This window comes from Actinomyces oris (genome assembly GCF_001929375.1).
Taxonomy (GTDB): domain Bacteria; phylum Actinomycetota; class Actinomycetes; order Actinomycetales; family Actinomycetaceae; genus Actinomyces; species Actinomyces oris_B.
In genome coordinates this window covers 1-14,058 of record NZ_MSGO01000003.1, presented here as the reverse complement: position 1 = coordinate 14,058, position 14,058 = coordinate 1, and the positions used below count along the sequence as shown (strand labels likewise).

Sequence of the window (14,058 nt, the reverse complement as noted above, 5' to 3'; positions counted from 1 at the left end):
TGCTGGCTCGGGTCCGCCGTCGGGCCGGGGTGAGTGGTGCGGTGGGTATCAGGCCGGGTTGGCGACCTGGACGCGGGCGGCGCGCACGACGCGCTCACCCAGGCGGTATCCGGGCTGGAGGACCGTGGCGATGGTGGGCTCGGTGACCTCGCTGGACTCGGTGGCCATGAGGGCCTCGTGCAGCGTGGGGTCGAAGACCTCGCCCACGGCGCCGAAGCGCTCCAGGGAGTACTTCTCGGCCAGGATCGTCTCGAGCTTGCCGGCCGTGGTCTCGAAGGTGCCGGTCAGGTCGCCGTGCTGGCGGGCCAGCTCGATCTCGTCGAGGACCGGGATGAGGGCCTCGACGACACCGGCGGCACCGGCCTCCCGGTGGGAGGCCGCGCCCTCGCGGGAGCGGCGCACGAAGCCCTGGTACTCCTGCTGGAGGTTGTAGAGGTCCGCCCGGGCCCGGGCCAGGTCGTCGGCCGCCTGAGCGGCCTGGGCCTGAGCCTGGGCCAAGAGGTCCTCCCCCGCCGCCTCCTCGGAGGCGGCGTCGGCCTGGCCGGCCTCGCCCTCGGACGCGCCCTGGGCGAGCTCCTCGCGGACGTCCTCGGACACCTCCTCGAAGGCCGACTCGACGGCCGCCTGGAGCTCGGGGTCGATGCCCTCGTTCTCAGGGGTGGGGCCGGCCGAGGTCACTTGGAGTCCTCCTCGTCGACGATCTCGGCGTCCACGATGTCCTCGTCGTCGGAAGACGCGGAGCCGCCGGCGGAGGAGGAGCCGGAGGCCTCACCCGCGGCCTGGGCGGCGGCGTCGGCCTGGTAGAGGGCCTCGCCGACCTTCTGGGCCACCGAGCTCAGCTTCTCCTGGGCGGTCTTGACCGGCTCGATGTCGTCACCCTCGAGGGCCTTCTTGAGGTCGGCGACGGCCTCGGAGACCTGGGAGTGGACGTCCTCGGGCAGCTTGTCCTTGTTGTCCTTGAGGAGCTTGTCGATGGAGTAGGCCTGCTGCTCGGCGGAGTTGCGGGTCTCGGCGTCCTCGCGGCGCTTCTTGTCCTCCTCGGCGTGGGCCTCGGCCTCCTTGACCATGCGGTCGATGTCCTCCTTGGGCAGGGCGGAGCCGCCGGAGATGGTCATGGACTGCTCCTTGCCGGTGCCGCGGTCCTTGGCCGAGACGTGGACGATGCCGTTGGCGTCGATGTCGAAGGAGACCTCGATCTGGGGCACGCCGCGGGGGGCCGGGGCGATGCCGGTCAGCTCGAAGGTGCCCAGCGGTTTGTTGTCCCGGGCGAACTCGCGCTCGCCCTGGTAGACCTGGATGAGCACGGAGGGCTGGTTGTCCTCGGCGGTGGAGAAGACCTCGGAGCGCTTGGTCGGGATGGCCGTGTTGCGCTCGATGAGCTTGGTCATGACCCCGCCCTTGGTCTCGATGCCCAGGGACAGCGGTGTGACGTCGATGAGCAGGACGTCACTGCGGTCGCCCTGGATGACACCGGCCTGGAGGGCCGCGCCGACGGCGACGACCTCGTCGGGGTTGACGCCCTTGTTGGGGTCCCGGCCGGTCAGCTCGCGCACCACGTCGGCGACGGCGGGCATACGGGTGGAGCCGCCCACGAGGACCACGTGGTCGATGTCGGAAACCTTGACCCCGGCGTCCTTGATGACGTTGTGGAAGGGGATCTTGGTGCGCTCGAGCAGGTCCGCGGTCATCTCCTGGAAGTTGGAGCGGGTGAGCTTCTCATCGAGGTGGATGGGGCCGGACTCGCTCATGGAGAGGTACTGCAGGTTGATGTTCGTGGAGGTCGCCGAGGACAGCTCCTTCTTGGCCTGCTCGGCGGCGTCCTTGAGGCGCTGCATGGCGATCTTGTCCTTGGACAGGTCCACGCCGTCCTTGCTCTTGACCTGCTTGACCAGCCACTCGACGACGCGGGCGTCCCAGTCGTCACCGCCCAGGCGGTTGTCACCGTTGGTGGCGCGCACCTGAATGGTGGAGAAGTCGTCGTCGTCCTTGCCGACCTCGAGCAGGGAGACGTCGAAGGTACCGCCACCGAGGTCGAAGACGAGGATGAGCTCGTCCTCCTTGCCCTTGTCCAGGCCGTAGGCCAGAGCCGCGGCGGTGGGCTCGTTGACGATGCGGTCCACGGTCAGGCCCGCGATGGTGCCGGCCTCCTTGGTGGCCTGGCGCTCGGCGTCGTTGAAGTAGGCCGGGACGGTGATGACCGCGTTGGTGACGGGCTCACCCAGGTAGGCCTCGGCGTCGGCCTTGAGCTTGGCCAGAATGCGGGCGCTGATCTCCTGGGCGGTGTACTTCTTGTCGTCGATCTCGACGGACCAGTCGGTGCCCATGTGGCGCTTGACCGAGGAGATGGTGCGGTCGACGTTGGTGACCGCCTGGCGCTTGGCGATCTCGCCGACGAGGATCTCGCCGGACTTGGAGAAGGCGACGACGGAGGGGGTGGTGCGGCCGCCCTCGGCGTTCGGGATGATGGTGGGCTCGCCACCCTCGAGGACGGCGATAGCAGAGTTGGTGGTACCCAGGTCGATACCGACAGCGCGTGCCATGTGGTGTGCTCCTTGTGCTTGCTGAGTTGTGGTCAGTCGATGTTCGAGGTGAGGGCCGGAGGTTCCGGCGCCTTCAGGTTGAGTCGTATGCACTCAGGATTGTGATTGAGTCAGGCTCTGTCAACTTGACTGCATACAACCTTGAGTCTGACTGGCTCAACCTCGATGGGCCGCAGTCCATTCCCGGAGCCGATAGTGACCTGCGACACGGACGCGGCGTGAGCCGCCGCCCGCGGACGGTTCCGGCCGCGTCAGAGCGATGCGCCCCAGCCGCACGGACTGCGATACCCGGCGAGGACTGCGCTTTCCTGTAGATGACTGAGGTCCCACCCACGAGTTCTGCGAACGCAGTCCTCGTCAGTACGTTCTCGATCAGCCCCCCCAGCCCCACACACTGCCGAAAGTGTCACGATTGGCGACTTTTCAGAGTCGACCAGCCTTGACCCGCTTCTCCATAACCAGTCCTGACCAGCGCCAACGTCCTCAACCCCCTCAGCAAGAGAGCCGGCCGAGGCCGTACGGCCCCCGAATAGTCGCCAATCGTGACACCAGCCAGCAGAAGCGACAGCCCTGCGCCGACGTGGCGGCATTCACCAGCCCGGCAGCCCAGCACGCATGCGCACCCCGCTCGACGCCGATCTCAGCCAACACATCTGCGGCACCCGCACGCTCACCGGGCACACTCGACTGGAAGAGGACACAACATGGGTAGGGCAGCGGCACCCGCACGCTCACCGGGCGCGCATTCCCGCAACAGCCGCCGGCGCCGCCCCAGGACCACACCCCTCGGCTGAACAGCACATCACAAGTTACCTTGGATCTGTGGACGATCCGATCATTGCCAGATCGGCGCTGAAGCACGGCCTCAGAGAGCCTGACATCCTTCACGCCCATCACCACCCCAACCGAGCCTGAGACACGGGAGATGGTTTCACTATGCTCCTGGGAGCCAACCGGGCTGCCCTTGTTCTCGAGATTGGCTACATTCAAGGCGTAACCACAATCGTCATCGTCCACGCCATGCGTGCCCGAGAGAAGCTTCTGAGGTGATGATGCCCCGTACTGTTGACGAGATTCTGGCGCATGCCGATGAGCTGGCCGCTCGCTTCGAGAGCTACGACCCGGTCGAGGCCGATGAGGTCGACGTGGCCGCATTAGCGGCCTTGCGAGACGCGGTTGTTGAACAGGCCCGGGCCGAACGACATGTCCTTGATGCCATCAGAGGCGCTCGGGATGCTGGGATGTCCTGGGCAGCCATTGGAAATATGGTCGGAACCTCCGGTGAGGCCGCCCGTCAGCGTTATCAGCCACTCGTGGCTCGAGGAAGAGCCGACCACGCCAGTGGCCACAAACCTACCGAGCCGGGGTGAGCTCCCCGGGCCCGGTAGCCTGGCGCGTATGAGTGCCCCGCCCACGCCACCGGGAGGCCCGCCCGATCCCGAGGACGTCTTCGACCACCTGCGTCGCGAGGACGGGGAGCACGTGGGCTATATCGAGATGAGTGCGGACGGCCGGTTCATCCCTTATGACCGGTTGTGGGTCCGGCGGGGCGAGGCCATGGATCTCGATGAGGCCGAGGCGGTCCTGGACGCGATCGGCCTGCGGCTCCTGGCGGAGGACTGGCTCCTTGAGGGGGAGGATCCGCAGACGGGCGAGGAGAGCTGGGCCCGGGTCAGGATCCGCGAGATCCACCGGGACCGCGTCATCGTCGCCAGGGCGGTGGAGGACCTGTCGGCCACCGGCATCGCCAAGTCCGTGGACCTCATCGACGCCATCGAGCTGCCCCTCCCGACGACTCGGCTGCGCTCAGCCTCCTGAGCGCGCGCTGCCGGCTGATGCGCGCAAGCACGGCCGGGGAGATGGGGAGCGTGTAAAGCCCCCTCGCCCCAACCGGTGAAACCATCTCGGCGCCTGAGTGCGGGAGAGCCTCCATCCGAGGCGTAAGTGCGCGAGTGCGCAAGCGCACGGAGCTGACGGGCTGTTCCACGCCTTGGCACCACTACCCGTGTCACTGCCCGCCTCTAGACTGGCCGAGTGACTGACCCACTGATTGTTTCCCTGACACGTGCGGTGGAGGCCGCTCCGGACGATGTCCGGCTGCGCACCCATCTGGCTGAGCTCCTCATCGGGGCCGGTCGAAGCGCTGAGGCGGTGGCTCACTGCGCCATCGCCCTTCAGCACGCCCCCACCGACGAGGCCGCCCGAGCCCTCATGTCCAGGGCGCTCTCGCCGCAGGCCGCTCAGGCTCCCGCCGAACGGACGGCAGGCACGGCGGCAGAGCCGGTAACCGAAGCACCGGAGCCGACGGTCTCCTCACTGAACTCACCACCTCCCGCGGAAGCCTCGACCCCTCCGGCGCCCGTCCCACCGCAGGAGCCGGCGGCCACCGGTTCGACGACGCCGGACGGCGCTGGGACCCCTGGGACCCCCCGGAGCACCGAAGACTTCGACTGGCGGCGGGCCGAGGAGGACCTCGGCGACGGACCGGCCGCACCTTTCGTGTCCTCAGGGTCCTCGCAGTCCCCCGGGGCCCCCGATGCCGACCCGGCTCTCTCCGAGCCCCGTTCGGTCCAGGCCGACGGCCCCGGCGCCCCCACGGACTGGGAGGTGGAGCGGGCTGGCGTCCGTCTGGCCGACGTCGGCGGGATGACCGAGGTCAAGAACCGCCTGGAGGCGTCGTTCCTGGCCCCGATGCGCAATCCTGAGCTGCGCCGGCTCTACGGCAAGAGCCTGCGCGGCGGCCTGCTTCTGTACGGTCCGCCGGGGACGGGCAAGACCTTCATCGCCCGCGCCGTGGCCGGCGAGATGGGAGCCGGGTTCCTGTCGGTGACGATCTCCGACATCCTCGACCCCTATATCGGCAACTCCGAGGCCAATCTCCACAACATCTTCCAGCAGGCACGCGACCACGCCCCCTGCGTCCTCTTCCTCGACGAGCTCGACGCCATCGGCATCAAGCGCTCACTGGCACGCAACTCGAGCATGCGCAGCACCGTCAACCAGCTCCTCGAGGAGCTCGACGGCGTCAGCAGCGACAACGAGGGCGTCTACCTGCTGGCCGCCACCAACGCCCCCTGGGACATCGATCCGGCGCTGCGCCGGCCGGGGCGACTGGACCGGACCCTGCTCGTCCTGCCGCCGGATGAGCCGGCGCGTGCCGCCATCCTGCACACTCACCTGCGCGAGCGCCCCGTGGAGGGCATCGACCTGCAGGCCCTGGCGCGGGCCACCGAGGGGCTGACCGGAGCGGACCTGTCGCACGTGTGCGACTCCGCCGCGGAGAACGCGCTCATGGACTCGGTGCGCACCGGCCGTCCTCGGCTCATGAACATGCAGGACATGTACGCCGCCCTCAAGGAGGTCCGCCCCTCGAGCGGCCCCTGGTTCGAGACCGCACGCGCCGTCGTCGAGTACTCCGACATCTCCGGGGAGTATGCGGAGCTGCGCGAGTGGATGAAACGGCACCGCATGCTATGAGCGACGACCTCTACCGCCAGGAGATGGACCGGGCCGAGTGGCTCGTCGACGCCGGCCAGTACGAGCGGGCCACGCAGATCCTGACCCGCTTGCTTGCCAACTACCCGGACGAGGCCGGCTCCACCTATATCGCCCTGGCGGCCGCTCACAACAGTGTGAATCGACTCGAGGACTCCGAGGCCGCGGCCCGCCGAGCCGTCGCGGCGCTGCCGGACAGCCCCGACGCCCACCGGCTTCTGGCCTGTTCCCTGATCGACCAGGACAGGGAGCCGGAGGCGGAGCGTTCATTGAGGACCGCCCTGGATCTGGACCCGGAGAGCAGCACGCTCTTCCATCTCATGACCATAGCGATGGCCGGGATGGAGCGCGAGGAGGAGGCGCTGTTCTACGCGCGTGAGGCGGTCAGGCTCTCGCCGGTCTCGGCCGATCACCACGCGCTTCTGGCACAGCTGCAGATGGACACCGACGCTCAGGCGGCGGAGGCCTCCTTGCAGGAGGCGCTCGCCCTGGAACCCGCACACGATGGCGCCCTCCTCCAGCTCGCGCAGCTGCACCAGAACCGACGGGACCATGTCGGTGCGGCCAAGGCCGCAGCCGCATACGCGGCTCAAACCTCAGATCCGCTCCAGGCGCGTGCGGCCGTTGACACCATCTTCTTCAGCACCGTGCTCGTCCTTCACCTCGGAGCGCTCGCGTGCTCCCTGCTCATGCTCATGTCGGCCGCTTTCGTGTGGCTGGTGAAGCTACCCACCTGGCTTCTCCTGCTGCCTCTGGCCCTGTGCGCGACACTGACCTTCCGGGCGGTGGGACGGCGGGTGCAGGCACTGCGTATCGCCTTCGCCGGCCGCGGTCGGATCATGATGCGCTCCTTCATCCGACGTCAGCGGCTCACCACCGCCTGGGCGCTGCTGCTCCTGCTCATGTGGACAGCCTTCGGGGTGGGCACCATCCAGCTCCTGATGGGTGGCGTCACCATCCTTGCCGGGGCTCTCGGAGCGGGGCTTCTGCTGCTGATCGGCAGCTGGATCTTCGCCCGTTTGAGGGTCAGCTGACACCGGCCGCGTTCGCGAGGCCTCCGGCAGGATCATTCTGCAGGACGTCACGTGACCCGGCCACGTCGTACGGCGGCTCCTGGCAACCGGCCGGCTCAAGCCCCCTGCTCGGCCTCGGGGGCGACCATGACGTGGTCGCCGTCGGGCACGATCCGCACCCGCAGCCCGTAGACCTCGGCGAGGATGTCGGGCTCAAGCACCTCGACGGGCGGCCCCTCGGCGAGGATCGTCCCGCCGGCGAGGATGGCGAGGCGATCGCAGAAGCGGGCGGCCAGGTTGAGGTCGTGCAGGGCGACGACGGCGAGGCGCCCGGGGTCCCGGTGGCAGATCCGCCGCACGTGGGAGAGCACCGAGACCTGGCGGCGCAGGTCGAGGGCGGAGGTGGGCTCGTCGAGCAGGATGAGTCCGGGCTCGCGCACGAGCGTCTGGGCCAGGGCGATGAGCTGACGCTGACCGCCGGAGAGCTGGCCCAGTGGGCGGTCTGCCAGCTCGGCCACCCCGAGCTCGTCCAGGGCGTTCCAGGCCAGGTCGATGTCGGCCCGGCTCGTGTGCCAGGTCATGCCGCGCCGCGAGGCCGTGAGCACTGACTCCAGGGCAGTCAGGGCGGCGTCGCCGGGAAGGCCCTGCGGCATGTAGCCGATCATGCCGCGCAGGTCGTGGCCCCGGCGCCCGGCGAAGGTCACCTCCCCCAGGTAGCGGCGCAGCTGGGCCACGCAGGTGACCAGGGTGGACTTGCCGGCGCCGTTGGGGCCCAGCAGGCCCACCGTCTGCCCCGTCTCCCAGGTGGCGTCAACGCCCTTCAGGACGGCCCGCCTGCCGTAGGAGAAGGTGAGGTCGTCCAGGATGAGACTCATGAACCGCTCCTGACCGCCGAGCGCTGGCGTCCGAAGATGATAGTGAGGAACACCGGCACGCCCACCAGGGCGGTCAGGATGCCGACCGGCACAGCGACACCCGGCACGATGAGCTGACTGGCGGTGTGGGCCGCAGTCAGCAGGGTGGCGCCGCACAGGATGGAGGCGGGCACGAGGAAGCGCTGGTCCTCCCCCACCAGGCCGCGGGCCATGTGCGGCCCGACGAGTCCCACGAATCCGATGATCCCGACGAAGGCCACGGACAGGGCGGCCAGCAGGGAGACGCCGACCAGGGTCCACGCGCGCAGGCGCGCCACATTGATGCCCATGGCCGCGGCCCGCGCCTCCCCCAGGGTGATGGCGGTCAGCCGCCAGCCGTTGACCCAGAAGACGGGCGTGGCCACGAGCAGGGCCACCGAGACGGTGACCACGGCCGGCCAGGTGGCGCGCATGAGGGAGCCCAGCGACCAGAAGACGATCTGCTGGAGGCTCTCGGTGGAGGCCCGGTACTGCACGAGCGCCAGGAGCGCCTGACAGCTGAAGACCAGGGCGATGCCCAGCAGGATCGTCATCTCCTTGGTCACCGAGGGCAGCCTCGAGACCATCGCGATGGTGAGGGAGGCCGCCAGCCCCGCCGTCATGGCCACGATCGGCAGGGTGGCGCCGGTGGCCACAGGCAGCACGAGGCCCGTGACGATGGCCAGCGCCGCCCCCAGGGCCGAGGCCGCCGAGATCCCCAGGGTGAAGGGCTCGGCCAGCGGGTTGTCGAGGATCGTCTGCATCTGCACACCGGCCAGGGACAGCGCCCCGCCCACCAGGACCGCGAGCAGCGCCGGCGGCAGGCGCAGGTTGATGACGATGTTGGCGACCCACGGGTCGTAGTCGGCGTCAAAGAGGGATCCGAGCACCTGGGCCGGGCTGAATCCCAGGGGCCCCACCATGAGGGCCACGAGGAAGACGGCCAGGAGCAGCGTGGCCAGCCCCATGAGCATCGCGACGCGCCGCGCGGTTCGACGGCGGTAGGAGGTGTAGGCCGACGCCGCCGTGTCCGTGGACGTACCGGCCGGCCCGCCGGCCTTCGTCACCGACGCCGCACCGTCCGGTACCCGGCCGGTATCGGACTGGTGCGCTGCGACGTCGTCGGAAGGAGCCGTGACGTTGGGGGCTGCCATCAGATGGCGGCGAAGAAGGCGCCCTCGGCCTTCCAGGGCATGTACTGCTCGTGGAAGTCCTTCCAGACCTTGGCGGGGTCGACGTCGGAGAAGGCCTCGGGGTTCTGCCACGTGGCGAAGGTGAGGTAGGCGATGAAGTTGTAGGGGGCGTCGTAGAACTGGTGGTAGATGCCGTAGACGTGCCGGTCGGTGAAGGCCTGGATCTGGTCGTATCCGGGCTGGTCCTTCAGCTGCTCGAGGCTGGCCTTGGCGGAGGCCTCGTCGGCCTTGTAGCCGAGGTGGACGTAGCTGGTCTGGGCGGTGTCCTTGATCTTCTGCTGCTGCCACTCGCCGCCGGTGGCGATGATGTTCTTGGGGTTGGAGGCGATGACCTGCTCGGGGGTGAGCACGCCCTCCTCGCCGGACAGGAGGCTGTCGGCGATGTTGGTGCCGCCGGTGGCGGTGACGATCGCGCCGAGGTTGGCGGTGGAGTAGGTGGAGCCGGGGTCGTTGACGCCCGGGCCGCGCCACAGGAAGGTGGTGGGCTTGGAGGTCAGGGACTTCGCCTTGGCCACGATGGGGTCGACCTGCTTCTTGTAGAAGGCGACGAAGGCCTCGGCCTCCTTGCGCTTGTCGAAGACGGCGCCCATGAGGGTGACCGAGGGGACGGTGTTCTTGACCGGGTCGCGGCGGAAGTCGGTGACGACGTAGGTGATCTTCTGACTGTCCAGCTTTTCGAGGTAGCCCTTCTCCTTGGCGGAGTTGTAGGCGTCCAGGGTCATGATGAAGACGTCGGGCTTGTGGCTCACCAGGGTCTCGATGGGCAGGCCGTCCTTGGCGATGTTGCCGATCTTCGGCAGCTCGGCGGCCTTGGGCGCCACGGAGAGGACCTTCTCGTAGAAGTCGGGGGCGGCCTTCTGGAGGTCCTCGCCCCAGGCGACCACCTTGTCGATGGGGTTGGTCTTGTTGAGGAAGGCCAGGGAGTAGACGTGGCGGGACTCGCTCAGGACGATTCTCTGGGGCTGGGCGCTGAAGGTGACCTTGCGGCCGACGATGTCGGTGACCTCGAAGCCGCCGTTGGAGGCGCCCGCGGAGGCGCCGGCGCTGGAGCCCTTGCCGGCGCGGGAGGTGACTCCGCAGCTGGCGAGGACGGCGGTGAGTGGGAGGGCCATGAGCAGGGTACGACGGCGCATAGAAGTCCTTCGGTGACGCGAGGGCGGAACGAATCACCCAGGACCTTAGGTCCACCTCGGTTAATTTGCCAAGGTGATTTATCTAATTTTAGTGAGGTTGGACAAATATCGTGGCGGATGCGTGGAGGTTTGCGCAGCGGCCCGCTCGTGACGCGCCGCCGCAGGCCGAGCGGGCCGACGTCGGCCGCTCACCCGCTACGCCGCGAGCTCGACGGCGCTCATGAGCTCGGGGGCGTGCGGTCGTTTCGGCAACCGGCGCGACGTCGGAGGGACGCGGCATGGCGGCATGGCGGCATGGTGGGAAGGCCTTCAACGGCGGGTCTGCCCTGGCACCTTCCTGCTTGATTCAGCAGGGTGTCGATCCCCGAACCCCGACGTGGTGCGAGATTGTCGGCTCACTCGCAACCGCCGTCGGAGTCCTGATCGGCTTGATTCAGCTCCTGAGGGGCTGAGCCCCTTCGGGAGCCGCCCGGATAGCCGCTGGGCGGCTCCCTCTCATCGTGCCCCGGGACCGGCTCGAGCATCCATCACGACAGCCCTGCGCTCGGGTGGCCCCTCCACCCGCCGCGGCTTCACAGGAGGCCCACAAGGTCAACCTACGCCTGGCACACACGGCGCCGACACGGTTGAGTCATGCACAGCTCCGACGCCCTCAGCCCGCCCGAGTCGCCCCAGTCCGGCCAGGACCACCAGTCCGGCCGTCCCGGCCTCTCCTCGAAGTCCAGCAAGCACCCGCGCCGTCGTTTCCTGCTGGGCGGCGCCGCCGTCCTGGGGCTGGCCGCCACCGGCACCAGCGCCTGGGCGCTCAACCGCTTCGTCATCGAGCACGTGGAGGTCGGCGACGTCACCGCCCTGGAGGCCAAGGCGCAGAACGCGGCCGCCTCGGCGACCCCGGCCACGAACGTGACGGTCGGGGACGACTCCTACTCCTCATCCAACACGAGCATCGGGATCCAGCAGGTCTCCACCGGCTCGGGCAGCGACACCGTCACCTACTACGTGGCCGACGTCAAGCTCACCAACGCCACCGACCTGCGCAGCGCCTTCGCCAACAACTCCTACGGCACCAACATCGTCGCCAAGCCCACCACGATGGCCTCCGAGCACAACGCCGTCCTGGCCATCAACGGCGACTACTACGGCTTCCGCAGCGACGGCATCCTCATCCGCAACGGCGTCATCTACCGCGACAGCGGCACGCGCGACGGAATGGCCTTCTACAGCGACGGGCGCGTGGAGGTCTACGACGAGACCACCACCAAGGCCCAGACGCTTCTGGACGCGGGCGTGTGGAACACGTTGTCCTTCGGGCCGGCGCTGGTCAACAGCTCCAAGGTGCTCTCCGGCATCGACCAGGTCGAGGTGGACACCAACGTCGGCAACCACTCCATCCAGGGCAAGCAGCCGCGCACCGCCGTGGGGTGGGTGGAGACGAACCACCTCAAGCTCGTCGTCGTCGACGGCCGCAGCGAGGGCCACTCGCGCGGCGTGACCATGACCGAGCTCGCCCAGATCATGGCCGACCTGGGGTGCGCCTGCGCCTACAACATCGACGGCGGCGGCTCGTCGGCCATGTACTTCAACGGCTCGATCATCAACCAGCCCTCCAACGGGGGCGAGCGCGACACCTCCGACATCCTCTACATCGCGAACGGAGCCTGAGATGAGCGGCACCGACAACCTCACCGGCACGGCCCAGCCCCCGAGGACCCCGGCGACCGCGCAGGCGGTCACGCGCCGCTCCTCCGACCAGCAGTACCCGCAGTCCTACCCGACGGCGTACCCGACGACGCGACTGAGTCGCTCCGGAGGCGGCAAGCAGGCGACTGCACGGATCATCGTGGGCGAGGCGCCCCGCCGGGCGGGAGAGACACCGGGCCGGGCCGCCGGGAACCGCACGGCCGCGGCGACCTCGCCGCGCATCCTGCCGCGGGTCATCGCCCCCGCGAACCGGACCGCCGCCAATCGGACGGCGGGCAACCGGACGGCGGCGCGGACCGGTAGCGGGCCCCGTCCCCGGACGGCGGTGACGCTCGTGATTCTCATCCCGGCCTACAAGCCCGATGAGCGCCTGGCCGTGCTCGTGGCCCGTCTGCGCGCAGCGCGCCGGGACTGCGCGGTGCTGGTCGTCGACGACGGCTCGGGGCCGCACTACGCGCCCTTCTTCGCCGCCGCCCGCGCCCGGGGCGCCCAGGTGGTCAGCTACCCGGTCAACCAGGGCAAGGGGCAGGCGCTGCGCACGGGCCTGGCTCACGCGGCCGCCACCTGGCCCGACGCGGACGTGGTGTGCGCCGACGCCGACGGGCAGCACACGCCGTCGGACATCGAGGCCGTGGCCGCAAGGGTGCGCGAGACCGGGCACATGACCCTGGGGGTGCGGCGCTTCACCGGGCCAGTACCGCTGCGCAGCCGGATCGGTAACGACGTGACCGCCCTGCTGTTCCGGGGCGCGACCGGCTGGAGGCTGGGCGACACCCAGACGGGTCTGCGCGGCTACCCCGCCGGGCAGCTGGCGTGGTTGCAGGAGGTTTGCGGCGACCGCTACGAGTACGAGCTCTCCGCCCTGCTGCGCGCCCATGAGCTGAGGATGGTGGTGGAGCAGGTCGAGATCGCCACGGTCTACGAGCCGGGCAACACCTCCTCCCACTTCCGGCCGTTGCAGGACTCAGCGCGGATCTATGCTCCGCTGCTGCGGTTCATGGGGGCGTCGCTGGCGAGCTTCGGGATCGACTGGCTGGGTGTCATGGTCATCTTCGCGATGACGGGCAACCTGCTGGCGGCGGTCGTGGGGGCGCGGCTGGTGTCCGGGACGGCGAACTTCTTCATGAATCGCCGCGTCTTCCGGGCGCGGCGCGGCACCGTGGTGCGCACGGCGGTGCGCTACGTGATCCTGGCGGTGAGCCTGCTGGCGGCCAGCTACCTGGTGCTCAAGGCGCTCACCACGGTGGGGATCCCGCTGGGGATCGCCAAGGTTCTCGGCGATGGGGCCATCTACGTGGCCAGCTATGTGGCGCAGCGCCGGCTGGTCTTCTAAGGAGCGGGGGTGAGGCGGGCCCGGGGCGGTTGGGGCGACCAGGGCGGTGCCGGCCTCCGCGAGGTCGTACCGTAAGCCTCGAGGTCGTACCCCTACCCCTCAACTCACGCCCTAACCTCGAGTTTTCATCGTTGAGGTGGTGAAAGTGGGGTGAAGGTGTCGCTTCGCCTGGAATAATGCGGGTTGCTGAGATCCGAGAACTCCAGGGGAAGGACACCTTCGTGGTGAAGAATAGCGGGTTGTACCCGGTTGTGGGTGTGGAGTCCGGTCAGGTGCCGGCGGTGGGTCTGGCCGGGGCGAGGCTGCTGACCGAGACGAGCGGGGTCACGGGCCTGGGCGACGAGCTCTCGTAGGTCCTGTCTGCGTGGCGGCGGCCGGGGTCGGTGCACGACCCGGGCAAGATCATTTTGGATCTGGCGGTGTGCGTGGCCCTGGGAGGTCGGTGCCTGTCTGACCTTTCGCTGCTGCGGCGCGAGAAGGAGGTCTTCGGGCCTGTTGCCTCTGACCCGACGGTCTCGCGACTTGTGGGGGCCCTGGCCGACCACGTCGAGGCTGCCGAGGCCGCCGAGGCCGGGCCCGCAAGACGGTGCGGCAGCGGGTGTGGGACCTGGCCGGCGAGCACTCACCAACGGCTGGAATCAGCGCTGAGCGTCCGTTGGTGATCGACATCGACGCCACCCTGGTGGGCGTCCACTCAGACAAATGAGGGTGCGGCCCCGACCTTCAAGAAGGGGTTCGGCTACCACCCCCTGACCGC

General features: G+C 69.0%; 12 protein-coding genes. 7 read left to right on the top strand and 5 right to left on the bottom strand.

The window, feature by feature from the left end; genetic code table 11:
- Positions 1-48: 48 nt before the first annotated feature.
- Positions 49-678 carry a nucleotide exchange factor GrpE gene (locus BKH32_RS00420; RefSeq protein ID WP_075248117.1) on the bottom strand — a complete coding sequence of 210 codons (630 nt, stop codon included), beginning with the start codon at positions 676-678 and terminating at the stop codon, positions 49-51.
- Positions 675-2,540, bottom strand: coding sequence for a molecular chaperone DnaK (dnaK, locus tag BKH32_RS00415; RefSeq protein WP_075248116.1), 1,866 nt, complete (start codon positions 2,538-2,540; stop codon positions 675-677). Before dnaK ends, BKH32_RS00420 begins: the two co-directional genes overlap by 4 nt.
- A gap of 1,052 nt (positions 2,541-3,592) precedes the next feature.
- Between dnaK and BKH32_RS00405 the strand changes: the two genes are divergently transcribed.
- The 4 genes from BKH32_RS00405 (at position 3,593) to BKH32_RS00390 (ending at position 7,069) form a co-directional block, all read left to right on the top strand.
- Complete coding sequence (locus BKH32_RS00405) at positions 3,593-3,910, top strand: hypothetical protein (RefSeq protein ID WP_075248115.1); 318 nt, start codon at positions 3,593-3,595, stop codon at positions 3,908-3,910.
- A 28-nt stretch (positions 3,911-3,938) separates the two neighbouring features.
- A complete protein-coding gene (locus BKH32_RS00400) occupies positions 3,939-4,358 on the top strand; it encodes a serine/threonine protein phosphatase (RefSeq protein WP_075248114.1) in 420 nt (139 codons plus the stop codon).
- A gap of 216 nt (positions 4,359-4,574) precedes the next feature.
- A complete protein-coding gene (locus BKH32_RS00395; RefSeq protein ID WP_075248113.1) occupies positions 4,575-6,017 on the top strand; it encodes an ATP-binding protein in 1,443 nt (480 codons plus the stop codon).
- Positions 6,014-7,069: a tetratricopeptide repeat protein gene (locus tag BKH32_RS00390; protein ID WP_075248112.1), complete on the top strand. Its 1,056-nt coding sequence runs from the start codon at positions 6,014-6,016 to the stop codon at positions 7,067-7,069. The genes BKH32_RS00395 and BKH32_RS00390 overlap by 4 nt, the downstream gene beginning before the upstream one ends.
- Positions 7,070-7,164: 95 nt before the next feature.
- Here BKH32_RS00390 and BKH32_RS00385 read toward each other — a convergent pair whose 3' ends face one another.
- From BKH32_RS00385 to BKH32_RS00375, 3 genes are read right to left on the bottom strand one after another with little or no spacing between them, the layout of a single operon-like run.
- On the bottom strand, positions 7,165-7,923 hold the full coding sequence (locus BKH32_RS00385) for an ABC transporter ATP-binding protein (protein ID WP_075248111.1): 759 nt from the start codon (positions 7,921-7,923) through the stop codon (positions 7,165-7,167).
- Entirely contained in the window at positions 7,920-9,095 is a 1,176-nt protein-coding gene (locus tag BKH32_RS00380) for a FecCD family ABC transporter permease (protein WP_081376631.1), read from the bottom strand. Before BKH32_RS00380 ends, BKH32_RS00385 begins: the two co-directional genes overlap by 4 nt.
- A complete protein-coding gene (locus BKH32_RS00375; protein WP_075248110.1) occupies positions 9,095-10,267 on the bottom strand; it encodes an ABC transporter substrate-binding protein in 1,173 nt (390 codons plus the stop codon). Before BKH32_RS00375 ends, BKH32_RS00380 begins: the two co-directional genes overlap by 1 nt.
- Positions 10,268-10,900: 633 nt before the next feature.
- On the opposite strand from BKH32_RS00375, the gene BKH32_RS00370 reads away from it, so the two are divergent.
- From BKH32_RS00370 to BKH32_RS14155, 3 genes are all read left to right on the top strand, one after another.
- A complete protein-coding gene (locus BKH32_RS00370) occupies positions 10,901-11,929 on the top strand; it encodes a phosphodiester glycosidase family protein (protein WP_075248109.1) in 1,029 nt (342 codons plus the stop codon).
- Position 11,930: 1 nt separating this feature from the next.
- Positions 11,931-13,301, top strand: coding sequence for a bifunctional glycosyltransferase family 2/GtrA family protein (locus BKH32_RS00365; RefSeq protein WP_256690147.1), 1,371 nt, complete (start codon positions 11,931-11,933; stop codon positions 13,299-13,301).
- Positions 13,302-13,522: 221 nt separating this feature from the next.
- Complete coding sequence (locus BKH32_RS14155; RefSeq protein ID WP_256690145.1) at positions 13,523-13,654, top strand: hypothetical protein; 132 nt, start codon at positions 13,523-13,525, stop codon at positions 13,652-13,654.
- Positions 13,655-14,058: the final 404 nt, after the last annotated feature.

What these genes read in the sequence shown, in the direction of transcription:
- dnaK (WP_075248116.1), bottom strand. Translation starts at nt 2,540, where the DNA reads ATGGCACGCGCTGTCGGTATCGACCTGGGTACCACCAACTCTGCTATC.
- BKH32_RS00405 (WP_075248115.1), top strand. Translation starts at nt 3,593, where the DNA reads ATGCCCCGTACTGTTGACGAGATTCTGGCGCATGCCGATGAGCTGGCC.
- BKH32_RS00400 (WP_075248114.1), top strand. Translation starts at nt 3,939, where the DNA reads ATGAGTGCCCCGCCCACGCCACCGGGAGGCCCGCCCGATCCCGAGGAC.
- BKH32_RS00390 (WP_075248112.1), top strand. Translation starts at nt 6,014, where the DNA reads ATGAGCGACGACCTCTACCGCCAGGAGATGGACCGGGCCGAGTGGCTC.
- BKH32_RS00385 (WP_075248111.1), bottom strand. Translation starts at nt 7,923, where the DNA reads ATGAGTCTCATCCTGGACGACCTCACCTTCTCCTACGGCAGGCGGGCC.
- BKH32_RS00380 (WP_081376631.1), bottom strand. Translation starts at nt 9,095, where the DNA reads ATGGCAGCCCCCAACGTCACGGCTCCTTCCGACGACGTCGCAGCGCAC.
- BKH32_RS00375 (WP_075248110.1), bottom strand. Translation starts at nt 10,267, where the DNA reads ATGCGCCGTCGTACCCTGCTCATGGCCCTCCCACTCACCGCCGTCCTC.
- BKH32_RS00370 (WP_075248109.1), top strand. Translation starts at nt 10,901, where the DNA reads ATGCACAGCTCCGACGCCCTCAGCCCGCCCGAGTCGCCCCAGTCCGGC.
- BKH32_RS00365 (WP_256690147.1), top strand. Translation starts at nt 11,931, where the DNA reads ATGAGCGGCACCGACAACCTCACCGGCACGGCCCAGCCCCCGAGGACC.